Origin of the sequence: Streptomyces sp. NPDC050504 (genome assembly GCF_044458065.1) — a bacterium.
GTDB lineage: Bacteria > Actinomycetota > Actinomycetes > Streptomycetales > Streptomycetaceae > Streptomyces.
In genome coordinates, this window is sequence record NZ_JBITHO010000001.1 from 345700 (window position 1) to 368474 (window position 22775).

Genomic DNA, 22775 nt, shown 5'->3' on the forward strand with positions numbered 1-22775 from the left:
CGCCCCACGGTACGGCCGGAAGGTGCCGTTCGGGAGGGGGCCGCCGCAGGGCTACGCGTACAGGCCCCGCAGGCGTACCGAGAGGCAGGTCACGCACCCCTCCATCTTCTCGAACTCGCTGATGTCCACCACCACCGGCTCGTACCCCAGGTCCGCGAACAGCTCCGCCGTCTTCGGCGCGCTCGCCGCCACCAGCAGCTTCCCGCTGCCGAGCGCCACGACGTGCGCCCCGGTCTCCTCCGGCACGGGCAGGAAGCGGCCGAACAGCGACGGGTTCTCGACCAGCGGCGGAAAGCCGATCACCGTCCCGTCCGGCAGCGCGGTCACCGCCGACTTCAGGTGCAGCACCCGCGAGACCGGCACCGCCACCACCCGCGCCCCGAGCGGTTCGAAGGCCGCGCGCAGCTGCTGGACGCCCGCCGCGTTGGTCCGCCCGCCCCGGCCCACGTACACCGTGTCGCCGACCGTGAGCACGTCGCCGCCGTCCAGCGTGCCCGGCTCCCAGACCCAGTTCACCGAGCAGCCGAGCCCGGCCACCGCCTCCTCGACCGCGGCGGTCTCGGGGCGCCGCGCCTCGGCCCCCGGCCGGGTGATCAGCGCGACGTTGCGGAAGGCGACCACGGTGTCCTCGACGAACACCGCGTCCGGGCAGTCGTCGGCCGGTGGCACCTCCACGGTCCGCCAGCCGTGCGCCTCCAGCGCCGCCACGTACTCCTGCCACTGCCGCAGCGCCAGCGTCCCGTCGACCGGCACGCGCTCCACGAAGGTCACGATCCCTTCGGCCAGGCGCGGGCTCGGGCGGCGGACCAGCGCTCTTCTGCTGGGCACGGGCGACTCCTGATCGAGGAGGGGCGGACGGGACGGGCGGTGACCATCATGACCCGGCCGCCCGCCCCACCTCCAGACCGCCGGAGGTCTGGACATCGAGGTCCCGGCGCAGGTATTGGGCCGTGAACGACCTGTCGTGGCACAGCAGTTGTCCCGGCGTCCCCTCGAAGACCACCTCGCCGCCGTGCTTCCCGCCGTCGGGTCCGAGGTCGATCACCCAGTCCGCGCGCTTCACCACGTCCAGGTTGTGCTCCACGCAGACCACGCTGTTGCCCGCGTCCACCAGCCGGTCGAGCAGCGCGACGAGCGTGCCCACGTCCGCCATGTGCAGTCCGGTGGTCGGCTCGTCCAGCACGTACACGCTGCCGGTGCGGTGCAGTTGGGTGGCGAGCTTGATGCGCTGGCGCTCGCCGCCGGAGAGCGTGGACAGCGGCTGACCCAGCGTCAGGTACGTCAGCCCGACCTCGTTGAGCGTCCGCAGCCCGCGCAGCACCCCCGCGTCGTCGAACAGCTCCAGTGCCTGATCGGCCGTCATGTCCAGTACGTCCACGATGGACTTGCCGCGCACCCGGTGCCGCAGCACCGAGTCCTGGAACCGCCGCCCCTCGCACGTGTCGCAGACCGTGGTCACCGGATCCATGAACGCCAGGTCGGTGTGGAGGAACCCGCGCCCCGCGCACTTCGCGCACGCGCCCGCCGAGTTGAAGCTGAACAGGCCGGCCGGGACGCCGTTCTCCCGGGCGAAGACCTTGCGGACGACGTCCATGATCCCCAGGTACGAGGCCGGGGTGGAGCGCACCGAAGCGGTGATCGCCCCCTGGTCGACGACCACCGCCTCCGGGTGTGCGGCGGTGAACTCGCCCGCCACCAGCGTCGACTTGCCCGACCCCGCCACCCCGGTCACCACCGTCAGCACCCCGGTCGGGAAGCGGACGTCCACCCCCTTGAGGTTGTGCCGGTCCGCGCCCTTCACCGGCAGCCAGCCGCCCGGCGTCCTCGGCACCTCCTTCAGCGGCGTGCGCCGCCGCAGCGCCCGCCCGGTCGGCGTGTCCGCGTCCCGCAGCGCCCCCGGCGGGCCCTCGTACACCACGCGCCCGCCGTGCCTGCCCGCGCGGGGCCCCATGTCCACGACGTGGTCCGCGATCGCCATGACGTCCGGGTCGTGCTCGACGACCAGCACGGTGTTGCCCCGGTCCCGCAGCCGCCGCAGCAGGTCGTTGAGCCGCCCCACGTCGCGCGGGTGCAGCCCGACGCTCGGCTCGTCGAAGACGAACGTCAGCCCGGTCAGCGAAGAACCGAGGTGGCGCACCATCTTCAGGCGCTGGCCCTCGCCGCCCGAGAGCGTCGTCGTCTCCCGGTCGAGCGAGAGGTACCCGAGCCCGATGCCGACGATCCGCTCCAGGCGCTCGCGCGCGGCCGCCGCGATCGGCGCGGCCACCGGGTCGTCGATCCGCCGCAGCACCTCCACCAGGTCGGCGGCCTCCATGCGCGCGCAGTCGGCGATCGAGAGACCGCCGACGCGGGTGGCGAGCGCCGCCTCGTTGAGCCGGGCCCCGCCGCACGCCTCACAGGTCCCCTGCCGGGTGAGGCGCCGCACGGCCTCCTGGTAGGAGTCGGAGAGCCCGGCGGTGTCCCGCTTGAGGTACAGCCTCTCGAACCGGTCGACCAGGCCCTCGAACTCCACGTCGGCCGAGCCGGACTTCAGCTCCAGGCGCACCTTGAGCCCGGCGCCGCCCGTGCCGTGCAGCAGCGTCCGCCGCTCGGCCTCCGTGTACGCGCCGACCGGCTTGTCGGCGTCGAAGAGCCCCGAGTGCGCGTACAGCTTCCACTGCCAGCTGCCCACCGACGTGCCGGGCAGCCGCAGCGCGCCCCCGTTCAACGACAGCGACCGGTCGACGGCCTTGTCCAGGTCGAGCCTGACGGTGCGGCCGACGCCGTCGCAGACCCGGCACATCCCGGCCGGGTCGTTGAAGGAGTACGCGGCGGCCGGGCCCGCGCTCGGGGTGCCGCAGCGCGAGAAGAGCACCCGGAGCGTGGCGTGGATGTCGGTCATGGTGCCCACGGTGGAGCGGACGTTGCCGCCGATGGGCTTCTGGTCGACGACGATCGCCACCGACAGGTCGTCGATCGCGTCGACGTGCGGCCGCTCGTACTTCGGCAGCCGGTTCCTGACGAACCAGGTGAAGGTCTCGTTCAGCTGGCGCTGCGACTCCACGGCGATGGTGTCGAACACCACCGACGACTTGCCGGAGCCCGAGACGCCGGTGAAGACGGTGATGCCGCCCTTGGGGACCGCGAGCGAGACGTCCTTGAGGTTGTTCTCGCGCGCGCCGGTGATGGTGATGTGCTGAGCCATGACGGGCACGCTAGGAGGGATACCGGACACCTCTTGTCGGTATTTCCGTCGCGGCCCGTCGCGTCCCGTCCCGTCGTGTCCGGGGCCGGCCTCACCGCGCGGGCAGCCCCGCGCGCACCTCGTCCGCCGAGGTGTCCCGCAGCTCCCCGTCGAGCAGCACCCAGCGGGTGATCCCGATCGACTCCAGGAACGGCAGGTCGTGGCTGACCACGACCAGCGCCCCCTCGTACGCCTCCAGGGCCGCCGTCAGCTTCCGCACCGACGCGATGTCCAGGTTGTTCGTCGGTTCGTCGAGCAGCAGGAGCTGGGGAGCGGGCTGTGCCAGCATCAGCGCGGCGAGCGCAGCGCGCAGCCGCTCGCCGCCCGAGAGCGTCCCCACGAGCTGGTCCGCGCGGGCCCCCCGGAAGAGGAAGCGCGCGAGCCTGGCCCTGATGTGGTTGTTGGTCGCGCCGGGCGCGAACCGCGCCACGTTGTCCACCACGCTCAGGGTCTCGTCGAGCAGGTCGAGGCGCTGCGGCAGGAAGCGCAGGGGCACCTGCGCCCCGGCCTCGCCCGCCGCCGGCTCGATCTCGCCCGCCAGGGTGCGCAGGAGCGTCGACTTGCCCGCGCCGTTGCGCCCCACCAGCGCGATCCGCTCGGGACCGCGCACCTCGAACGTGCCGTCGACCCGCGCCCCGTGGAGCAGCTCCAGGTCCGTGAGGCGCAGCACCTCGCGGCCCGGGTGGACCCTGGTGTGCGGCAGCTCGATCCGCACCTCGGCGTCGTCGCGCACCGCGTCCGCCGCCTCGTTCAGCCGCTCCTTCGCCTCCGCGAGCCGGTCCTCGTGCAGCGTGCGCAGCTTGCCCGCCGACACCTGGGCGGACCGCTTGCGGGCACCCACGAGGATCTTCGGCAGGCTCCCGCTGTCCTGTACCTTCTGGCCCTGCCGCTTGCGCTGCGCGATCTTCAGCCTGGCCTCGGCGAGTTCCCGCTTCTGCCGGTGCACATCGGCCTCGGCGGCCCGCACCATGCGCTCCGCGGCCTCCTGCTCCACGGCGAGCGCCTCCTCGTACGCGGTGAAGTTGCCGCCGTACCAGTGCAGTTCGCCGTCGTGCAGGTCGGCGGTCCGGTCCATCAGGTCGAGCAGTTCGCGGTCGTGGCTGACCACGACCAGCGTCCCGGGCCAGGCCGCGACCGCCGCGTACAGCCGGGTGCGCGCGTACAGGTCGAGGTTGTTGGTCGGCTCGTCGAGCAGCAGCACGTCGGGCCGGGCCAGCAGCAGCGCGGCGAGCCGCAGCAGCACCGACTCGCCGCCCGACACCTCGCCGATGGTGCGGTCGAGGCCGATGCCGTCGAGTCCGAGCTGGGCGAGGGTGGCGCGGGCCCGCTCCTCGACGTCCCAGTCGTCGCCGATCGCGGTGAAGTTCTCCTCGCTCGCGTCGCCCGCCTCGATGGCGTGCAGGGCCGCCCGCCTGGTGGCGATGCCGAGGGCCTGGTCGACCCGGAGCGAGGTGTCGAGCACGACGTTCTGCGGGAGGTGGCCGATCCCGCCGGTGGCCGTGACCTTGCCGGACGTGGGCGTGAGCTGTCCGGCCATGAGCTTGAGCAGCGTCGACTTGCCGGAGCCGTTGACGCCGACGAGGCCGGTACGGCCCTGGCCGAAGGCGAACCGGAAGTCGTGGAAGACCTCGGTGCCGTCGGGCCAGGAGAAGGAGAGGGCGGTGCTGGTGAGGTGTCCGGGGACGGTGGATGACATGGCGGTCTCCTGTTGCGCGGAGGGAAGAGGGGGCAACGTGGAGAGACACCGGACGCGGAATCCCGGTCGGGAGAGGACGGCAGTGAACGCCGAGGTCACACACGGAACGCGCGGCCGAAGGCCGTGCGGCACGGTGTCTCAGGACCTCAGACGAGCAACGTCCGTCTCCGATCGACGACAACAGGACGTCGAACACCGTACGGAACGCCGTGGGCGCGGGTCAACGTGATTTGTCCGACGCGGTGGCGGTGGCGGTGGTGAGGGGCGGGCGCGGAGGGTCAGTACGCGTCGCGGAGCAGCGCCGCCAGGTTCTCGTCGATGCCGAGGTGGCGGTGCTCGTGTCCGGCCGGGACCAGGCCCTGCGCCCGCTTGAGGAAGCGGCGCAGCTCGGCGGTGCGGACGTGGACCATGGCGACGCCCTCGTGGGCGTGGAACTCCAGGACCGTGCGGTCGTAGCCGTAGGGCCGTACGCGTACGTCCCCGAGGCCCGCGGGCGCCTCGATGCCCTCGGCCAGCAGCTCGCGGGAGAACGCCCACGACACCTCGGTGCCCTCCAGCGTCGCCGGCGGCGGAAAGGCCATGCGCACGGCGAACGGGTCGTCGCGGTCGTACCGCAACGTGGCGGGGACGGTTTCCATCTGCGGCACGGACGAGACCATCCGGGCCTGCACGGCCTGCTCGATGACGGTGGACAAAGACCCGCTCCCTCTTCCGGTTCGACAACGCCTTCCCCCGGCACCCGGAAAGACGGAGAAGCGGCCCGAAGCGTGCATCCACGGGGCGCGTGAGCTACGTCACCCGGCGGTCGCGCCGGTGAACGGCGGAGGTCCGGGCCCTGGACGGGGCCGGGTTGGTGGGGCTAGCTTCCAGCGCCATGACGAGCTTGGGGTTTGTGCGACGGATGGTCACGGTGGGGTTGTGCGGGGCGGCGGTGGTCGCCGCGACGGCGGTGCCGGCGCAGGGCGCGGGGGCGGGCGCCTTCGGCGCGGACGCCGGGGGCGAGGCGCTCCGCGGAGGCGGGTGGCAGCTGACCGACACCGGCACCGACGCGCGGTTCCGGGGGCTCGCCGCCGTGAACCGCGAGGTCGCCTGGGTGGCGGGCTCCAAGGGCACGGTGCTGCGCACGGCCGACGGCGGGCGCAGCTGGCGGAACGTGTCGCCGCCCGGGGCCGCGGCCGATGGCCTTGAGTTCCGGGACGTCGAGGCGTTCGACGGGCGGCGGGCCGTGGTGCTGGCCATCGGGGAGGGCGAGGCGTCCCGGGTGCTGCGCACCGAGGACGGCGGGGCGACCTGGAGCGAATCCTTCCGGAACACCGACGCGCGCGCCTTCTACGACTGCATCACCTTCTTCGACAGCAGGCACGGCCTCGCGATGAGCGACCCGGTCGACGGGAAGTACCGCATCCTGTCCACCCGGGACGGCGGCCGGAGCTGGCGCGTCCTGCCGAGCGCGGGCATGCCGGACGCGCTGCCGGGCGAGGCCGGGTTCGCCGCGAGCGGACAGTGCCTGGTCAGCTCGGGGCCGCGCGACGTGTGGCTGGCCACCGGCGGCGGCGCGCGCGGGCGGGTGCTGCACTCGGCGGACCGGGGGCTGACGTGGTCCGTCACGGACACCACGATCCCGGCGGGCGACTCGGCGCGGGGCGTCTTCGGGCTGGCCTTCCGCGACCGGCGGACCGGGATCGCGGTGGGCGGCGACTACCGGGCGGACCAGGCGTCGCCGAAGGCGGCCGCCGTCACGCGCGACGGCGGGCGCAGCTGGCGGGGCGCGGCGACGCCGCCGCCCGCGTACCGGTCGGGGGTGGCGTGGCTGCCGTGGGGGCGGTCCGCGGCGCTGGCCGTGGGGCCGACGGGGACGGACCTCACGCTGGACGGCGGGCGCAGCTGGCGGACCGTCGACACGGGGTCGTACGACACGGTCGACTGCACGTGGGACGGCGCGTGCTGGGCCTCCGGCGAGAAGGGGCGCGTGGCGCGCGGGTGACCGGGCTGCGGGGCGGGCGCGTGCGGCACGGGTCCCCGCGCCCGGGGCGGGCGCCTCTTCGCCTGCGGCGGGCCGGTCCGCTCCCCCTCCCCGAGCTCTCGGCTTCGTTCGAGGAGGGGGACCCCGTCCATCCCGAAACCCTCCGGGGGCGGGTGGGCGTGTGCCCCGCTCCCGCGCGGTTCCCCGCGCCCCTTTCGGGGGCGCGGGGCTGTGCGACGTGCGGCTCCGCCGCGTGGGCGCGGTCTTCCGTACGCCCCCGGGCTACCCCGGCAGCACGTCCCGGTACCGCGCCAGTTCCTCCGCGGTCTTCGTCGCGTAGAACTCCGTGACCCGGTACGCGCACACGCCCGCCACCGTGAACGGGTCCCCGGCCACGACCTCCTCGATCCGCGCCCGCTCGCCGACCGCCAGGATGATGCCGCCGTCCCGCGGGTTCTTGCGGCCCGACGCGATGAAGACGCCCGCCTCGTACTGCGCGTCGAGCCAGGTCACATGGGCGTCCAGCAGCTCGTCGACGCGCTCGACGGGGCCGGTGTAGGTCAATTCGAGTACGAACATGATCGCCAGGCTACCGGCGCCCCGCTCTAAGGTGGTCGGCACCATGACAACACCAACGCCCCAGGCGCCGCCGACGCTCCCGTCCTTCGAGGCCCCCGCCACCGAGGCCGAGGCCCGCGCCGTGCAGGACGCGCTGCGCGCCCGCGTCGTGCTCGACGAGACGGGACCGCTCCCCGGGGCCGGTCACGTGACCGGCGTGGACGTCGCGTACGACGACGAGCGCGACCTCGTCGCCGCCGCGGCCGTCGTCCTCGACGCCGCGACGCTCGAAGTGGTCGAGGAGGCCACCGCCGTCGGCCGGGTCTCCTTCCCGTACGTCCCCGGGCTCCTCGCCTTCCGCGAGGTGCCGACCGCGCTGGCCGCGCTCGGCGGGCTGACCGCCGATCCGGGGCTCGTCGTCTGCGACGGCTACGGGCGGGCGCACCCGCGCCGCTTCGGGCTCGCCAGCCACCTGGGCGTGCTGACAGGACTGCCCGTGATCGGCGTCGCCAAGAACCCCTTCACCTTCACGTACGAACAGCCGGGCCCCCGCAGGGGGGACGCGGCGCCGCTGCTCGACGGCGCGGACGAGGTGGGGCGGGCGCTGCGCACGCGCGGCGGCGTGAAGCCGGTGTTCGTCTCCGTCGGGCACCGCGTCGGCCTCGACAACGCCTGCGCCCACGTGCTGGCCCTCGCGCCCGACTACCGCATCCCCGAGACCACCCGCAGGGCCGACTCGCTCTGCCGCCGGGCCCTGGCCGAAGCGCGCGGGCCTGTGTCCGAACCCGGGCCCGAAGCGGGCGTCTGAGTACGAGAAGTGAGTATCCGTACGGATACCGCCGGGCGATCATGATCGGCACGGTGGTCGTATGAACTCGAACACGAGCACGCCCATGGCCGCCGTCCTCCTCCTCGCCGTGCTGCTCGGCGTCGCCTGGGTCGGCGGGATGCTCTACACCCTGACGGCCTGGGCGACCGGCAGCTGACCCCGGCCGCCCGCCACGGCCGCCCGCCCCGGGCGGAACCGCCCCGCGCCCCTCAGCGCACCGCCGCCGTGCGGAACACGATTCCCGCCGCGCGCAGCCGCTCCAGCAGCGCGTCGCCCATCGCGGCGGCCGTCGTCACCTGGCCCGCCGTCTTCGGCAGTTCGTCGTACGCCAGGCAGAGCGCCGCCTCCGCGAGGATCTTCGCCGTCTCGCCGTACCCCGGGTCGCCGCCCGTCACCTCGGTGAAGACCCGCCGTCCGCCGCCCTCGCCGACGAAGCGCACCGTGAACCAGCTCTTCGCGCGCCGCTGCGCGTCGGGGCCCGTGCCCGGCTCGTAGCGCGCGGTGAGCCACTTCCTGGCCTGCGGCACCTGGGCGACGGCGAGGCCCGCCGCGACCGCTGCCACCCCGCCGAGCGCCATCGGGAGCCGCTTGACCGACGCGTAGTGGCGGTAGCGGAAGTCGGGGCCGTAGCGGTCGAGCGCCGCCGCCGAGCGCGCCACGACCTGCGCGTCGATCGTCGGCAGCGGCAGCGCCCACGTGCCGGTCTCGCCGCTGAAGCGGGGCGCGCCGAGCGGGGCGCGGGCCCTGCGGCCCGGCCTGCGCGGCTCGTGCAGCCGCCGCTCGCGCGCCGCGCGCACCATCTGCGGGCCGCGCGCCATGGCGCCCAGCGCGGACGCGAACGTGCCGCCGGAGAAGGCGGCGTTGGTGCGGACGAAGCCGTCCACGCGCAGCGGCACGCCCTCGGGCAGCTGCCGGACGGTGTAGTACGCGCCGAGGTCGTGCGGGACCGCGTCGAAGCCGCACGCGTGCAGCAGCCTGGCGCCGGTCTCGCGCGCCCGCGCGTCGTGCCGCAGGTAGGAGCGGTCGGCGAACTCCGGCTCGCCCGACAGGTCGAGGTAGTCGGTGCCCGCGTCCGCGCACGCCGCGACCAGCGGATCGCCGTGCTGGAGGTAGGGGCCCACCGTCGTCACCAGGATCCTGGTGGACCGCGCCAGCCCGCGCAGTGCCTGGCCATCGCCCGAGTCGGCCGTCAGGACCGCGGCGTCGGGGCTGCCGAGCTCCGCCCGCAGCGCCTCCAGCCTGGTGCGGCTGCGTCCGGCCAGCGCCCAGCGGCAGCCGTCGGGGGCGTGGGCCGCGAGGTATTCGGCGGTCAGCCTCCCGACGAACCCGGTCGCGCCGAACAGGACGATGTCGTAAGGGCGGTCCGCCCCGCTGTGCCGGTCCGACTGGTTCACGGGGCCTCCGCCGGGTGAGTCGCGCCACTGTCGAGCGCAGAGGCTAGCGGATCCTTGCCGGGAACCAAGCGCTTGCTCGCCCGGAGGGCTTGTGCGGAGTGGAACACGTTCTTAGCATCACTGATGTTACATCAGTTGTGTCACATCGCTGGGGGCTTGATGACAGGCATCGCGGGTCCGGCGGGGCCGGGTGGGCACGGCAGGGGGCCGCTCGCCGGAGTGCGCGTGGTGGAGCTGGCGGGCATCGGCCCCGGACCGTTCGCCGCCATGCTCCTCGCGGACCTCGGGGCCGACGTCGTGCGCGTCGACAGACCGGGCGGCGCGGGGCTCGGCGTCGACCCCGCGCACGACCTCACCAACCGGGGCAAACGCTCCGTGGTCGTCGACCTCAAGGCCCCCGCGGGTCCCGGAACGGTCCTCGACCTCGTCGAGCGCGCCGACGTGCTGATCGAGGGGTACCGGCCGGGCGTCGCCGAGCGCCTGGGCGTCGGCCCCGAGGCGTGCCTGGCCCGCAACCCGAAGCTCGTCTACGGGCGGATGACGGGCTGGGGCCAGGAGGGGCCGCTGGCCCGGCGCGCCGGGCACGACATCGCGTACATCGCCGTCACCGGCACCCTCGGCATGATCGGCAGGCCCGACGAGCCGCCCACCGTCCCCGCCAACCTGGTCGGCGACTACGCGGGCGGCTCGCTCTACCTCGTCGTCGGGGTGCTCGCCGCGCTCCAGCACGCCCGGGGCGCGGGCGGGACGGGGCAGGTCGTGGACGCGGCGATCGTGGACGGCGCCGCGCACCTCGCCACGATGATCCACGGCATGGTCGCGGCCGGCGGCTGGCAGGACCGGCGCGGCGCCAACCTCCTGGACGGCGGCTGCCCCTTCTACGGCACGTACGAGACCGCCGACGGGCGGCACATGGCGGTCGGCGCCCTCGAACCGCAGTTCTACGCGGAGTTCGTCGACCTGCTCGGCGTGCGGGACGAGGTGCCCGACCGGGGCGACCTCGCGCGCTGGGGGGAGCTGCGCGCCACCGTGGCCGCGCGCTTCAAGACCCGTACGAGGGAGGAGTGGACCGCGCTCTTCGAGGGCTCCGACGCCTGCGTCGCCCCCGTCCTGTCGCTGCGCGAGGCCCCCGAGCACCCGCACCTCAAGGCCCGCGGCACCTTCGTCGACCACGGCGGCATCACCCAGCCCGCGCCCGCGCCCCGGTTCTCCGCGACGCCCGGCGCCGTGCACGGGCCGCCCGCGGTGCCGGGCGCCGACACGGCCGCGGTCGCCCGCGACTGGGACGTGCCCGCCCTCGTCCCGGCCGACGGACCCGACGAGACCGATCAGCCCGGCCAGCCCGACCACCCCGACCAGTGAAGGAGAACCGGAGTTGAAGCGGCAGATCTACACCGCCGACCACGAGGCGTTCCGCGAGACCGTCCGCACCTTCCTCGCCAAGGAGGTGCTGCCCCACCACGAACAGTGGGAGAAGGACGGCATCGTCAGCCGCGACGCCTGGCTCGCCGCGGGCCGGCAGGGGCTGCTCGGGCTCGCCGTCGACGAGGAGTACGGGGGCGGCGGCAACCCCGACTTCCGCTACAGCGCCGTACTCGCCGAGGAGTTCACCCGCGCCGGGGCGTCCGGCCTCGCGGTCGGGCTGCACAACGACATCATCGGCCCGTACCTCACCTCGCTCGCCACCGACGAGCAGAAGCGCCGCTGGCTGCCCGGCTTCTGCACCGGCGAGAAGATCACCGCCATCGCCATGACCGAGCCGGGCGCGGGCTCCGACCTCCAGGGCGTCAAGACCCGTGCCGAGGACCGGGGAGACCACTGGGTCCTCAACGGCTCCAAGACCTTCATCTCCAACGGCATCCTCGCCGACCTGGTGATCGTCGTCGCCCAGACCACCCCCGAGGGCGGCGCGCACGGCCTGTCGCTGCTGGTCGTCGAGCGCGGCACGCCCGGCTTCGAGCGGGGCCGCAACCTCGACAAGATCGGCCAGAAGGCCCAGGACACGGCCGAGCTGTTCTTCCACGACGTGCGCGTCCCCAAGGAGAACCTGCTCGGCGAGCTCAACGGCGCCTTCGTCCACCTCATGACCAACCTCGCGCAGGAGCGGATGGGCATCGCGGTCGCCGCGATCGCCGCGGCCGAGCACCTGCTGGAGATCACCACCCGGTACGTGAAGGAGCGCGAGGCGTTCGGCAGGCCGCTCGCCAAGCTCCAGCACATCAGGTTTGAGATCGCCGAGATGGCCACCGAGTGCGCCGTCACCCGCGCCTTCCTGGACCGCTGCATCGTCGACCACGCGAACGGGGAACTGGACGCCGTCCACGCCTCCATGGCCAAGTGGTGGGCCACCGAACTCCAGAAGCGCGTCGCCGACCGCTGCCTCCAGCTGCACGGCGGATACGGCTACATGACGGAGTACCGCGTCGCGAAGGCGTTCACGGACGGCCGCATCCAGACCATCTACGGCGGTACGACCGAGATCATGAAGGAGATCATCGGCCGTTCCCTGCTGAGCTGACCTCCCGCCCTCCCAGCCGACCGCCCACACCCTCTTTTCCGTGAAAGGCCTCTCCGTGAGCACCGAAGCGTACGTGTACGACGCGATCCGCACCCCGCGCGGACGCGGCAAGGCCAACGGCGCCCTGCACGGCACCAAGCCCATCGACCTGGTCGTCGGCCTGATCCACGAGATCAGGGCCCGCTTCCCCGGACTCGACCCGGCCGCCATCGACGACATCGTGCTCGGCGTCGTCGGCCCCGTCGGCGACCAGGGCTCGGACATCGCCCGCATCGCGGCGATCGCCGCCGGACTGCCCGACACCGTCGCGGGCGTCCAGGAGAACCGCTTCTGCGCCTCCGGCCTCGAAGCCGTCAACATGGCCGCCATGAAGGTCCGCTCCGGCTGGGAGGACCTGGTCCTCGCGGGCGGCGTGGAGTCCATGTCGCGCGTGCCGATGGCCTCGGACGGCGGCGCCTGGTTCGCCGACCCGATGACCAACTGGGACACCGACTTCGCCCCGCAGGGCATCGGCGCCGACCTCATCGCCACCATCGAGGGCTTCAGCCGCCGGGACGTCGACGAGTACGCGGCACTGTCCCAGGAGCGCGCCGCCGCCGCCTGGAAGGACGGCCGCTTCGACCGCTCGGTGGTCCCCGTCAGGGACCGCAGCGGGCTCACCGTCCTCGACCACGACGAGCACATGCGCCCCGGCACCACCGCCGACTCGCTCGCCCGGCTCAAGCCGTCCTTCGCGGACATCGGCGACCTCGGCGGCTTCGACGCCGTCGCGCTCCAGAAGTACCACTGGATCGAGCGGATCGACCACGTCCACCACGCGGGCAACTCCTCCGGCATCGTCGACGGCGCCTCGCTCGTCGCCATCGGCTCCAAGGAGGTGGGGGAGCGGTACGGGCTGACGCCGCGCGCCCGGATCGTCTCCGCCGCCGTCTCCGGGTCCGATCCGCTGATCATGCTCACCGGGCCCGCGCCCGCCACCCGCAAGGCGCTCGCCAGGGCCGGGCTCACCATCGACGACATCGACCTGGTCGAGATCAACGAGGCGTTCGCCGCCGTCGTGCTGCGCTTCGTCAAGGACATGGGCATCTCGCTGGACAAGGTCAACGTCAACGGCGGCGCCATCGCGCTCGGCCACCCGCTCGGCGCCACCGGCGCGATGATCCTCGGCACGCTCGTCGACGAGCTGGAGCGCCAGGACAAGCGGTACGGCCTCGCCACGCTCTGCGTCGGCGGCGGCATGGGCATCGCCACCGTCGTCGAACGCGTCTGACCCTCCCGCGTACTCACCACCCGTAACGGAGAAGCAGCCACATGAGCGAGAGCACCACCATCCGCTGGGAACAGGACGAGACCGGGATCGTCACCCTCGTCCTGGACGACCCCGACCAGTCCGCGAACACCATGAACCAGGCCTTCAAGGACTCCATCGCGGCGATCGCCGACCGCGCCGAGGCCGAGAGGGACTCGATCCGCGGCATCGTCTACACCTCGGCGAAGAAGACCTTCTTCGCGGGCGGCGACCTCAAGGACATGATGAAGGTCGGCCCCGAGAACGCCCGCGAGGCGTTCGAGGCCGGCACCGCCATCAAGCGCTCCCTGCGCCGCATCGAGACCCTCGGCAAGCCGGTCGTCGCCGCGATCAACGGCGCCGCGCTGGGCGGCGGCTACGAGATCGCGCTCGCCGCGCACCACCGCGTCGCGCTCGACGCGCCCGGCTCCAAGATCGGCCTGCCCGAGGTGACGCTCGGCCTGCTGCCCGCGGGCGGCGGCGTCACCCGTACCGTACGGCTCATGGGCATCGCCGACGCGCTGCTCAAGGTGCTGCTCCAGGGCACCCAGTACACCCCGAAGCGCGCGCTGGACAACGGCCTCGTCCACGAGCTGGCCGCCACCCCCGACGAGATGCTGGCCAAGGCCCGCGCCTTCATCGACGCCCACCCCGAGTCGCAGCAGCCCTGGGACGTCCCCGGCTACCGCATCCCGGGCGGCACCCCGGCGAACCCGAAGTTCGCCGCCAACCTCCCGGCCTTCCCCGCGAACCTCAAGAAGCAGCTGAACGGCGCGCCCTACCCCGCCCCGCGCAACATCCTCGCGGCGGCCGTCGAGGGCTCCCAGGTCGACTTCGAGACCGCGCTGACCATCGAGGCCCGCTACTTCACCGAGCTGGTCACCGGCCAGACCGCGAAGAACATGATCCAGGCGTTCTTCTTCGACCTCCAGGCCGTCAACTCCGGCGCCAGCCGCCCGCAGGGCATCGAGCCGCGCCCCGTGCGCAGGGCCGCGGTGCTGGGCGCCGGAATGATGGGCGCGGGCATCGCCTACTCCTGCGCGAAGGCGGGCATCGAGGTCGTCCTGAAGGACGTCACGCCCGAGGCGGCGGCCAAGGGCAAGGAGTACAGCGAGAAGCTCTGCGCCAAGGCCGTCTCCCGGGGCCGTACGACCCGGGAGAAGGCGGACGCGCTGCTCGCCCTGATCACGCCGACCGCCGAGGTCGCCGACCTCGCCGGGTGCGACGCGGTGATCGAGGCGGTCTTCGAGGACACCGCGCTCAAGCACAAGGTGTTCCAGGAGGTCCAGGACGTCGTGGCGCCCGACGCGCTGCTCTGCTCCAACACCTCCACGCTGCCCATCACCCAGCTCGCGGAGGGCGTCGCCCGGCCCGTCGACTTCATCGGCCTGCACTTCTTCTCGCCCGTCGACAAGATGCCGCTGGTCGAGATCATCAAGGGCGGGCGGACCGGTGACGAGGCGCTGGCCCGCGCCTTCGACCTGGTGCGCCAGATCAAGAAGACCCCGATCGTCGTCAACGACTCGCGCGGCTTCTTCACCTCGCGCGTCATCGGCCAGTTCATCAACGAGGGCGTCGCGATGGTGGGCGAGGGCATCGAGCCCGCGTCCGTCGAGCAGGCGGCGGCCCAGGCGGGCTACCCCGCGAAGGTGCTCTCGCTGATGGACGAGCTGACGCTGACGCTGCCCCGCAAGATCCGCAACGAGACCAGGCGCGCGGTGGAGGAGGCGGGCGGGGTGTGGCCAGGCCACCCGTCGGACGCGGTGATCGACCGCATGGTCGACGAGTTCGGCCGCCCGGGGCGCAGCGGTGGCGCGGGCTTCTACGAGTACGACGAGAGCGGGAAGCGTGGGCGGCTGTGGCCGGGGCTGCGCGAGCACTTCGGGAGCGGCGGCGCCGACGGGGCGTCCGACGTCCCCTTCGACGACATGAAGGAGCGGATGCTCTTCTCGGAGGCCCTCGACACGGTCCGCTGCTTCGACGAGGGCGTCCTGACGTCGGTCGCCGACGCGAACATCGGCTCGATCATGGGCATCGGCTTCCCGGCGTGGACGGGTGGCGTGATGCAGTACATGAACGGGTACGAGGGCGGGCTGCCGGGCTTCGTCGCGCGTGCGCGGGAGCTCGCGGAGCGGTACGGGGAGAGGTTCCTGCCGCCCGCGTCACTGGTGGAGAAGGCGGAGAAGGGCGAACGGTACGGGCCGGCGTAGCCCGCAGGGGCGGTTTCGCCTGCGGCGGGCGGTCCCCACCCGCGCCCCTTTTAGGGGCGCGGGGAACTGCGCGAGGGTGGGGCACACGCGTAACGTGCCCACTGTCCCGCAGGGCCCTCGGAGGGTTTCGGGAAGGGGCGGGTAGGGGACCGCCCCGCGCAGCGGCCCGCCCCCCGGCCCGCACCTGCCCCCGCGCCCCCTCACCCCGTGTCGAACGCGCCGCGCAGCTCCTCCCGCAGCGACCGCTGGAACGCGGTCACCAGTGCCTGCACCACCAGCGGCTGCATGTGCGCCGACAGCGACCGCATCGCCGCCACGTGCTCGGGATCCTCCTCCCGCTCCCGGTACGGGTTCCACACCTCGTCCCGGAACAGCCGCGTCAGCTCGTGCGCCGCCGAGCGCGTGTGTTCGAGGAGCACCGTCCGCGCCGCGAGGATCGTCTCGTGCGCGATCGGCACGTCGAGGAGCTGGACCCCCAGCCGCAGCAGCCCGGGGTCGACCTGGAGGACCCCGGGGCGCTCCTCCACCCGCCGCACCACCCCCATCGCCGTCAGCCGGTCCAGATCCAGCTCCGACAGAGCCCGCCCCGCCCGCCGCTCCAGCTCGGCCGTCGTGGTCTCCTCCGCGGAGTCGGGGGCCCAGGTCGCCACCAGCGCGCGGTGGATCGCGAGGTCGTGGGCGCTCAGGTCGGCGGGCAGCTGCTCCAGGTACCGTTCGATCGCGGCGAGCGTCATGCCCTGGCGCTGGAGCTCCTCGATGAGGGCGAGCCGCGACAGGTGCTCGGGGCCGTAGTGGCCGACCCGGCGCGGGCCGATCACCGGAGGCGGCAGCAGGCCCTTGGTGGAGTAGAAGCGGATGGTGCGCACGGTCACCCCGGCGCGCGCGGCCAACTCGTCGACGGTGAGGGTCGGCTCCGCCCCGCCCGTCGACTCCGCCCCGCCCACTGCCTCCGTCCCGCCCACCGCCTCCACCGCGCCCACCGGCTCCCCGGATCCCGCGCTCTCCGTCGCCATGGCTCTGTCTCGCTTCCCGTCCGGCCGACGCAACTCGATGCAACAGTATTGCTGTCTCACCACTGCTGTGAAAGCGTCGTCCGCCCGATCCTGCAGATGCTCCGTCGATGACGCCCGGAGGCGGTCATGACCACGACCCTGCGACTACCCGCTGAACCGGCCGGACTCACCCTCCCCGACCTGCTCCTGCGCAACGCGGACGACCATCCGGGGCTGCCCGCGCTCTCCTGGCGGGAGGGGACCGGCTGGTCCACGCTCACCTGGCGGGACGTCCGCCGCAAGACCGCCGTGCTGGCCGCCGCGTACACCGCGCTCGGAGTCGTACGGGGCGAGCGCGTCCTGCTCATGATGGGCAACCGCCCCGAGCACTGGCTCACCGACCTCGCCCTCGTGCACATCGGGGCCGTGCCCGTCACCGTGTACGGCACGGCGTCCGCCGAGCAGGTCGCGCACATCGCCCGGCACAGCCGCGCCCGGTTCGCGGTCGTCGAGGGGGCGAGGGAGGCCGCGCTGTTCGCTCCGCTCGTGGAGAAGCAGGTGGTCGTCGAGGCGGCGGAGGCGGGACCGCACCGCACGTACGGCTCCCTGCACGCCACCGGGGCCCGGCTGTACGACGGCGAGGCGTTCGAGAAGGCGCGGCGCGAGGTACGGGCGGACGACGTCCTCACCGTCCTCTACACCTCGGGCACCACGGGCGAGCCGAAGGCCGTCCCGATCACCCACCGCATGGTCGTCGCCAACGCCCTCGCCCTGGACCGGGCGGTCGACCTCCCCGAGCACGTACAGCACGTCTGCTACCTGCCCTTCGCGCACATCGCGGAGCGCATGCTCGGCATCTACCTCCCGGTCTTCCGCGCCTCGCACGTCCGGCTCTGCGCGGACCCCGCGGTCGTCGCGGAAGCGGTGCGGGAGCTGCGCCCCGTGCAGTTCTTCGGGGTGCCCCGGGTCTGGGAGAAGCTGACCGCGTCCGTGCGGGCGGCGCTGGAACTGCTGCCGCCCGAGCGGCGGGAGGCCGTGGCGGCGGCGGGGGAGACGGCGCGCGAGCACGTCGCGCACCGCGAGCGGGGCGAGGCGCCGCCCCCGGGGCTCGACGCGGAGTACCGGCGCGTCAAGGAGCGGGTCATCGACCCGCTCCTGGCCCTCGCGGGCTTCGACCGGCTCGTCTGGACGGCGAGCGCGGCGGCGCCGATGCCGATCGAGGTGGTGCGGTTCTGGGCCGGGTTCGGGATCGTGATCATGGATGCGTGGGGGCTGACGGAGACGACCGGAGTGTGCACGGCCAACAGCCTCACGAGCGGATTCCGGCTGGGGTCGGTGGGGCGCCCGCTGGACGGGATCGAGGTGCGGACCGCCGAGGACGGGGAGGTCCTGGTGCGCGGCGAGACCGTCTTCTCGGGCTACGCGGGCGCGGACGGGCGCGTCGAGCCGGTGCTGGACGCGGAGGGGTGGTTCGCCACGGGGGACGTCGGGCGGGTCGACGAGGACGGGTTCCTGTGGGTGACCGACCGGAAGAAGGAGCTGATCGTCACCTCCACGGGGAAGAACGTCTCGCCCGCGCTGGTCGAGAACACGCTCAAGGAGCACCCCTTGATCGGCCAGGCGTTCGTGCACGGCGACGGACGGTCGTACCTGGTGGCGCTGCTGGTCCTCGATCCGGAGGCCGCGGCGCGGGGGGCGGGCCCGGACGCGCTGCGGGACGAGGTGGGGCGGGCGGTCGCGGCGGCGAACGCCCGGCTGAACCGCACGGAGCGGGTGAAGCGGTGGCGGGTGCTCGGGGACGAGTGGACGCCGGAGTCCGGGGAGCTGACGCCTTCGCTGAAGCTGCGCAGACGGGTGATCGCGGAGCGGTACGCGGCACAGCTCGCGGAGCTGTACGGGGAGCGGTAGCCCGGGGCGCGGGGCGGGGTTCCGCCCGCGCGGCGGAACCCCGCACCCCGCACCCCGCACCTCTCAGCGCTCAGCTCACTTGCTGAACGCCACCACCGGGTAGTGGTCGCTCAGGTTCGTGTACGTGTACTGCTTGCCCCAGCTGGAGACCGTCCAGGGCGCGCTCTGCTCCTTGACCACGTCGTTCGTCCAGCCGCCGGCCGGCCGCGCGTGCCCGGCGCGGTGCAGGACGTAGTCGAGGTCCTCGCGCGGGTCGTCCGGGTAGCGCTCGGAGGCGATCGAGTTGTCGGCGGTGTCGAAGGAGTACGGGTGCCCGGTGCGGGCGTCGGCGCCGACGAGCCCGGCGTCGGCGAGCATCGACGCGTACTCCGGCGTGCGCGAGTCCACGTTGAAGTCGCCCGCGACGAGGACCTGCTCGCCCGCCGGGATCCTCTTCGCGTCCAGGAACGCGTCCATCTCCCTGAACTGGCTGCCGCGCACCCGCGCCGCCTCGCCCGAGGCGCAGCCCGGGTCGGTGGACTGGGCGTGCGTGCCGACGACGTGCACCCGGGTGCCGTTCACGTCGAGGACGGTGTAGACGAACCCCTTGTTGGAGAACCAGTCGCCGCCGCAGGCGTCCTTGTAGACGTACTGCTCCTTGCGGACGATCGGCCACTTGCTGAGCACCGTGACCCCGCCGTCCTCGGGCGTGGTGGCGGAGTACGCCCCGCCGGTGGCGTCCCAGCCGGTCTTGGCGCGGCCCATGACCGGCGTCTGGTGGGGGTACTGCGCGGCGGCGTTCTGCTTCAGGGCGTCGGACGAGGAGTTGTCGAACGCCTCCTGGATCACCACGACGTCGTTGCCCTGGAAGAACGGGGTGGCGGGTATCGCCTTGGCCCGGTGGTCCTGGCCCCAGTTCGGGTAGAGGCTCTTGCTGAAAAGGAACGCATTGTACGTAAGTACCTTGAGCCGGGGCGTTTCGCCCGAGGCCCCTGCCGCTGCCGCCGGGGCGGGCGCGGCGGCGAGGAGGGACACGGCGACGGCGGACGCGGCGAGCGCGGCCGCGCCGCGGGCGCGGCGGAGCGGGGCGTGCGACAAAGGAACTCCCTCGTGGAGTGGGGGGAATCGTGCGGCGCGCGCCATCAAATCAGCTGCGGTTACTTCCAGGTAACCCTCTGGTGCCGGGAGATTTGCGCGGGCGCGGCGAACGCGTGCGGCCCGGCCGGGGAGGACGGCCTGTTCCCGGGGCGCGTCGGCGGAGCGTCACGTACCGTCACCCGGTGCTCGCGTTCGGTCGGCGGCCGCGGCACCCGCCCGTGCGCCCCGGCCCGCGGCGGGTACCGTGGAGGCGCCGTGGCGTCCCTGCTGACGAGGCACGTCGTGCTCACCGGTACCCTGGGGGTTCCGGTCGGCCTGGTCATCCCGTGGGCACCGGTGCTGGGAGCGGTCGTTGCCTGCCTGGCGCTCGCACTGGCTGTGGGCGTGCTGCCCGCGCAACTCCGGTTCACAAAGTCGTAGTTCAGCCTAACGGAGGGTAGTCATCGCACATGCAGACGCACCTGCTCGCGCTTGAGATCGGCCCGCTCAAGCCGAACCTGTCGGAAATGATCGTCATGGTGGTGCTCTTCGCCGCCGTGTTCCTCTTCTTCTACAAGGTTCTGCTGCCGCGGATCAACAGCACGCTGGAGGAGCGCGAGGCGCAGACCTCCGGCAAGAGCGAGGAGGCCGAGGCGCTCCGCGAGGAGGCCGCGCAGGTCCACTCCGAGTACCAGGCCGTCCTCGCCGAGGCCCGCCACGAGGCGGCCCGCATCCGCCAGCAGGCGCAGGAGGAGGGCACGGCCGCCATCGCCGCCGCCCGCGCCGAGGGCAACACCGAGCGCGAGCGGATCCTCGCCTCCGGTGCGGAGCGCCTGGAGACCGAGCGCGAGTCCGCGGAGCGCGAGCTCCGGGGCGACGTGGAGGCGTGGGCCGAGGCCCTCGCGTCCAGCGTGGTCGGCGAGCCGGTGGGCGCGGGCCGCTCGAAGCGGGTCTGAGCCGCGCCCCTTCCGGGGCACTCGATCGAAGCACCGGGTGAGGGTGCCGTTCCCGCGGGGGACGGCACCCTCGCCTTTTCCCTGGGCGCGCGGTGCGTCACCGCTCGTCGGGGAGCGGCTCCAGCGGGCGGCCCTGCGCCCAGTGCGGGCCCAGGTCGTCCAGCGTCCAGCCGAACGGGTAGCTCCGCGGCTTCGGCAGCACCGGCCGCCGCTTCGGCCGCGCGGGCATCAGCCGCACCCAGCGCGAGCGCGCCCGCACCGCCCGCTCGGCCGTCGTCCGCAGCCACCGGGGCTGGGGGCCGAAGCCCAGCGCCCGCAGCAGCGGCTCGTCCAGCAGCGCCAGCGACAGGCGCAGCACCGGCCCGCGCAGCGGGCGCGGGTACCACGTGGCCATGGTCCGGAACGTCGCGGCGGCCACCCGCCGGTTCGCCGGGTCGTAGGCGAACATCTCCCGCTCGTAGTCGTCGAGCAGCTTCTCGAAGCCCGCGTACGTCGTCGGCGCGTCCGCGATGTCCATGGCGGCGGCCATCCTGTGCCCGAACAGCGCCAGCGACTCGACCTCGTTGGAGCACAGCGGACGCCAGCCGAAGCGGTCGATCCAGCGCCCCGGGCCCACGACGGTGGTGGCGAGGACGAACAGGAAGTCCTCGTTCGGGATCCGGTACTTGCCGTGGATCCGGTTGAGGTGGCGCACGGCGGCCCGGCCCCGCTCGGAGTCCAGGCCCTCCTCGGCCATCTCGAAGCCGAACAGCACCGTGTCGTCGATCCTCTTCTGGCCCGCCTTCTCGAACTCCTGGGTGCGGTCGAGGAGCCGGGAGATGCGCGGGACGCCGTAGTCCCGCAGGAAGGCGACGTTGATGCCCTGCTGGTAGTCCCACGGGAATTCGTACTGGGTGATCAGCTTGTGTATGTGCTCGAAGTCCCGCGCGGGATCCATCCCGCGGATCTCGCGCAGCCTGCTGTAGCGGCCCATGACCTTGCCTCCCTGCGACGACCGGAGCCGGACGGGAACAACGGTTCACGCTACAAAGGACCGACGGCGAATCACATACCCGATTCCCGGTGGACCAGCTCCGTCGCCATCACCACGGGCGCCGCGTCCTCCCCGGCCAGCAGCCGCATCAGCAGCCGCACCATCAGCCTGCCCATGCCCTCGACGTCCTGCCTGACCGTCGTCAGCGGCGGGTCGGCCGCGTCGGCGACCCCAGCCATGTCGTCGAAGCCCACCACGGCGACGTCCTCGGGCACCCGCAGCCCGCGCTCGCGCAGCACCCGCAGCGCGCCGGACGCCATCAGGTCGTTCGCGGCGAACACCGCGTCCAGGTCGGGCCGCCGGTCGAGCAGCGCGGTCATCGCCCGCGCGCCGCCCGCCACCGTGAAGTCCGCCTCCTCGACGAGCCCCGCGCACCCCGCTGAGCGGTCCGCCCCGAGCGCGTCGCGGTAGCCGTCCGCGCGGTCCACGGCCGACGTCTGGTCGCCCGGCCCCGCGATGTGCGCTATCCGCCGCCGCCCCAGCGACACCAGGTGCCGTACGGCGTCCCGCGCCCCCGCCCGGTTGTCGCAGTCGGCGTACGGCACGGCGGCGGCCGGGGCGGCGTCCGCGCCCCCGTCCTCGTGCGCCGCGGGGCGCCCGCCGCGCACCACCGGCACCCCCGCACGGCTGATCAGCGACAGCAGCGGATCGTTCTCGTGCAGCGAGAACGCGAGCGCGCCGTCCACGTGGCCGCCGCGCAGATAGCGGGCTATGCGCTCGTGGTCCTGCGGGCCCTCCGCCCACAGCAGCACCAACTGCGAGTCGTGCAGCGCCAGTTCGCGCCCTATGCCGCGCAACTGCCGGGCGAAGAAGGGGTCGGAGAAGACCCGGGACTCCGGCTCCGCGATGATCACGGCCACCGCGCCGCTCAGCCGGGTCACCAGCGTGCGCGCCGCCTGGTTCGGCACGTACCCCAGCTCGTCCACCGCCCGCCGCACCCGCTCGGCCAGGGGTTCGCGCACCCCGGCACCGCCGTTGACCACGCGCGACACGGTGGCCCGCGAGACCCCGGCGAGGGCCGCTACGGCCTCCAGGGTGGGGCGGGCGGTGGAGGTGCGTTCGAATGATGTTCCCGTCACTCCGACACGGTACGCCGAAGCGCCGCCGTCCCCTATGGGGACGACGGCGTCCGGTTTACGGAGATCCCGTCG

The 22775-nt window shown here is 73.4% G+C and carries 19 protein-coding genes; 9 read left to right on the forward strand and 10 right to left on the reverse strand.

Annotation, left to right across the window (positions count from 1 at the left end):
• Nucleotides 1-51 precede the first annotated feature (51 nt).
• From ddaH to ACIBNE_RS01525, 4 genes are all read right to left on the reverse strand, one after another.
• The gene (gene ddaH, locus ACIBNE_RS01510) at nucleotides 52-828 is read right to left on the reverse strand and encodes a dimethylargininase (RefSeq protein ID WP_399268266.1); all 777 of its coding nucleotides are present in this window, start codon (nucleotides 826-828) and stop codon (nucleotides 52-54) included.
• A 46-nt stretch (nucleotides 829-874) separates the two neighbouring features.
• Nucleotides 875-3184, reverse strand: coding sequence for an ATP-binding cassette domain-containing protein (locus ACIBNE_RS01515; protein WP_399268268.1), 2310 nt, complete (start codon nucleotides 3182-3184; stop codon nucleotides 875-877).
• Nucleotides 3185-3275: 91 nt separating this feature from the next.
• A complete protein-coding gene (locus ACIBNE_RS01520) occupies nucleotides 3276-4919 on the reverse strand; it encodes an ABC-F family ATP-binding cassette domain-containing protein (RefSeq protein ID WP_399268270.1) in 1644 nt (547 codons plus the stop codon).
• A 278-nt stretch (nucleotides 4920-5197) separates the two neighbouring features.
• Nucleotides 5198-5614 (reverse strand): SsgA family sporulation/cell division regulator, encoded by a 417-nt coding sequence (locus ACIBNE_RS01525; protein ID WP_399268272.1) that lies wholly within the window; start codon nucleotides 5612-5614, stop codon nucleotides 5198-5200.
• A 179-nt stretch (nucleotides 5615-5793) separates the two neighbouring features.
• Here ACIBNE_RS01525 and ACIBNE_RS01530 point away from each other — a divergent pair, with 179 nt between their 5' ends.
• The gene (locus ACIBNE_RS01530) at nucleotides 5794-6903 is read left to right on the forward strand and encodes a YCF48-related protein (protein ID WP_399268274.1); all 1110 of its coding nucleotides are present in this window, start codon (nucleotides 5794-5796) and stop codon (nucleotides 6901-6903) included.
• Between the two features lie 261 nt (nucleotides 6904-7164).
• On the opposite strand, the gene ACIBNE_RS01535 is transcribed toward ACIBNE_RS01530, so the two are convergent.
• Nucleotides 7165-7461, reverse strand: coding sequence for a YciI family protein (locus ACIBNE_RS01535; protein ID WP_399268276.1), 297 nt, complete (start codon nucleotides 7459-7461; stop codon nucleotides 7165-7167).
• A 43-nt stretch (nucleotides 7462-7504) separates the two neighbouring features.
• On the opposite strand from ACIBNE_RS01535, the gene ACIBNE_RS01540 reads away from it, so the two are divergent.
• Nucleotides 7505-8248 carry an endonuclease V gene (locus ACIBNE_RS01540; RefSeq protein WP_399268278.1) on the forward strand — a complete coding sequence of 248 codons (744 nt, stop codon included), beginning with the start codon at nucleotides 7505-7507 and terminating at the stop codon, nucleotides 8246-8248.
• Between the two features lie 61 nt (nucleotides 8249-8309).
• On the forward strand, nucleotides 8310-8426 hold the full coding sequence (gene mmpA, locus ACIBNE_RS01545; protein ID WP_399268280.1) for a morphogenic membrane protein MmpA: 117 nt from the start codon (nucleotides 8310-8312) through the stop codon (nucleotides 8424-8426).
• A 52-nt stretch (nucleotides 8427-8478) separates the two neighbouring features.
• Here mmpA and ACIBNE_RS01550 read toward each other — a convergent pair whose 3' ends face one another.
• Nucleotides 8479-9663 carry a saccharopine dehydrogenase family protein gene (locus ACIBNE_RS01550; RefSeq protein WP_399268282.1) on the reverse strand — a complete coding sequence of 395 codons (1185 nt, stop codon included), beginning with the start codon at nucleotides 9661-9663 and terminating at the stop codon, nucleotides 8479-8481.
• Nucleotides 9664-9822: 159 nt separating this feature from the next.
• On the opposite strand from ACIBNE_RS01550, the gene ACIBNE_RS01555 reads away from it, so the two are divergent.
• The 4 genes from ACIBNE_RS01555 to ACIBNE_RS01570 are packed head-to-tail and all read left to right on the forward strand — an operon-like array spanning nucleotide 9823 to nucleotide 15679.
• The gene (locus tag ACIBNE_RS01555; protein WP_399268284.1) at nucleotides 9823-11025 is read left to right on the forward strand and encodes a CaiB/BaiF CoA transferase family protein; all 1203 of its coding nucleotides are present in this window, start codon (nucleotides 9823-9825) and stop codon (nucleotides 11023-11025) included.
• A gap of 13 nt (nucleotides 11026-11038) precedes the next feature.
• Nucleotides 11039-12181: an acyl-CoA dehydrogenase family protein gene (locus tag ACIBNE_RS01560; protein ID WP_399268286.1), complete on the forward strand. Its 1143-nt coding sequence runs from the start codon at nucleotides 11039-11041 to the stop codon at nucleotides 12179-12181.
• 55 nt (nucleotides 12182-12236) lie between these two features.
• Nucleotides 12237-13451: an acetyl-CoA C-acetyltransferase gene (locus ACIBNE_RS01565; protein ID WP_399268289.1), complete on the forward strand. Its 1215-nt coding sequence runs from the start codon at nucleotides 12237-12239 to the stop codon at nucleotides 13449-13451.
• Nucleotides 13452-13492: 41 nt separating this feature from the next.
• Nucleotides 13493-15679 (forward strand): 3-hydroxyacyl-CoA dehydrogenase NAD-binding domain-containing protein, encoded by a 2187-nt coding sequence (locus tag ACIBNE_RS01570; RefSeq protein WP_399268291.1) that lies wholly within the window; start codon nucleotides 13493-13495, stop codon nucleotides 15677-15679.
• A 200-nt stretch (nucleotides 15680-15879) separates the two neighbouring features.
• Here the strand turns inward: ACIBNE_RS01570 and ACIBNE_RS01575 are convergent, their stop codons facing one another.
• On the reverse strand, nucleotides 15880-16692 hold the full coding sequence (locus ACIBNE_RS01575) for a MerR family transcriptional regulator (RefSeq protein WP_399268293.1): 813 nt from the start codon (nucleotides 16690-16692) through the stop codon (nucleotides 15880-15882).
• Between the two features lie 126 nt (nucleotides 16693-16818).
• Between ACIBNE_RS01575 and ACIBNE_RS01580 the strand changes: the two genes are divergently transcribed.
• Nucleotides 16819-18579 carry an AMP-dependent synthetase/ligase gene (locus ACIBNE_RS01580; protein WP_399268296.1) on the forward strand — a complete coding sequence of 587 codons (1761 nt, stop codon included), beginning with the start codon at nucleotides 16819-16821 and terminating at the stop codon, nucleotides 18577-18579.
• Between the two features lie 75 nt (nucleotides 18580-18654).
• Here the strand turns inward: ACIBNE_RS01580 and sph are convergent, their stop codons facing one another.
• On the reverse strand, nucleotides 18655-19656 hold the full coding sequence (gene sph / locus ACIBNE_RS01585) for a sphingomyelin phosphodiesterase (RefSeq protein ID WP_399268298.1): 1002 nt from the start codon (nucleotides 19654-19656) through the stop codon (nucleotides 18655-18657).
• Between the two features lie 449 nt (nucleotides 19657-20105).
• On the opposite strand from sph, the gene ACIBNE_RS01590 reads away from it, so the two are divergent.
• The gene (locus ACIBNE_RS01590) at nucleotides 20106-20591 is read left to right on the forward strand and encodes a hypothetical protein (protein ID WP_399268301.1); all 486 of its coding nucleotides are present in this window, start codon (nucleotides 20106-20108) and stop codon (nucleotides 20589-20591) included.
• 97 nt (nucleotides 20592-20688) lie between these two features.
• Here ACIBNE_RS01590 and ACIBNE_RS01595 read toward each other — a convergent pair whose 3' ends face one another.
• Nucleotides 20689-21564, reverse strand: coding sequence for an oxygenase MpaB family protein (locus ACIBNE_RS01595; RefSeq protein ID WP_399268303.1), 876 nt, complete (start codon nucleotides 21562-21564; stop codon nucleotides 20689-20691).
• Between the two features lie 71 nt (nucleotides 21565-21635).
• Complete coding sequence (locus ACIBNE_RS01600) at nucleotides 21636-22703, reverse strand: LacI family DNA-binding transcriptional regulator (protein ID WP_399268305.1); 1068 nt, start codon at nucleotides 22701-22703, stop codon at nucleotides 21636-21638.
• Nucleotides 22704-22775: the final 72 nt, after the last annotated feature.

Coding starts and splice junctions, on each gene's coding strand:
- ACIBNE_RS01515 (WP_399268268.1), bottom strand. CDS start 3,184: ATGGCTCAGCACATCACCATCACCGGCGCGCGCGAGAACAACCTCAAG.
- ACIBNE_RS01520 (WP_399268270.1), bottom strand. CDS start 4,919: ATGTCATCCACCGTCCCCGGACACCTCACCAGCACCGCCCTCTCCTTC.
- ACIBNE_RS01530 (WP_399268274.1), top strand. CDS start 5,794: ATGACGAGCTTGGGGTTTGTGCGACGGATGGTCACGGTGGGGTTGTGC.
- ACIBNE_RS01535 (WP_399268276.1), bottom strand. CDS start 7,461: ATGTTCGTACTCGAATTGACCTACACCGGCCCCGTCGAGCGCGTCGAC.
- ACIBNE_RS01540 (WP_399268278.1), top strand. CDS start 7,505: ATGACAACACCAACGCCCCAGGCGCCGCCGACGCTCCCGTCCTTCGAG.
- mmpA (WP_399268280.1), top strand. CDS start 8,310: ATGAACTCGAACACGAGCACGCCCATGGCCGCCGTCCTCCTCCTCGCC.
- ACIBNE_RS01555 (WP_399268284.1), top strand. CDS start 9,823: ATGACAGGCATCGCGGGTCCGGCGGGGCCGGGTGGGCACGGCAGGGGG.
- ACIBNE_RS01570 (WP_399268291.1), top strand. CDS start 13,493: ATGAGCGAGAGCACCACCATCCGCTGGGAACAGGACGAGACCGGGATC.
- ACIBNE_RS01575 (WP_399268293.1), bottom strand. CDS start 16,692: ATGGCGACGGAGAGCGCGGGATCCGGGGAGCCGGTGGGCGCGGTGGAG.
- ACIBNE_RS01580 (WP_399268296.1), top strand. CDS start 16,819: ATGACCACGACCCTGCGACTACCCGCTGAACCGGCCGGACTCACCCTC.
- ACIBNE_RS01590 (WP_399268301.1), top strand. CDS start 20,106: ATGCAGACGCACCTGCTCGCGCTTGAGATCGGCCCGCTCAAGCCGAAC.
- ACIBNE_RS01595 (WP_399268303.1), bottom strand. CDS start 21,564: ATGGGCCGCTACAGCAGGCTGCGCGAGATCCGCGGGATGGATCCCGCG.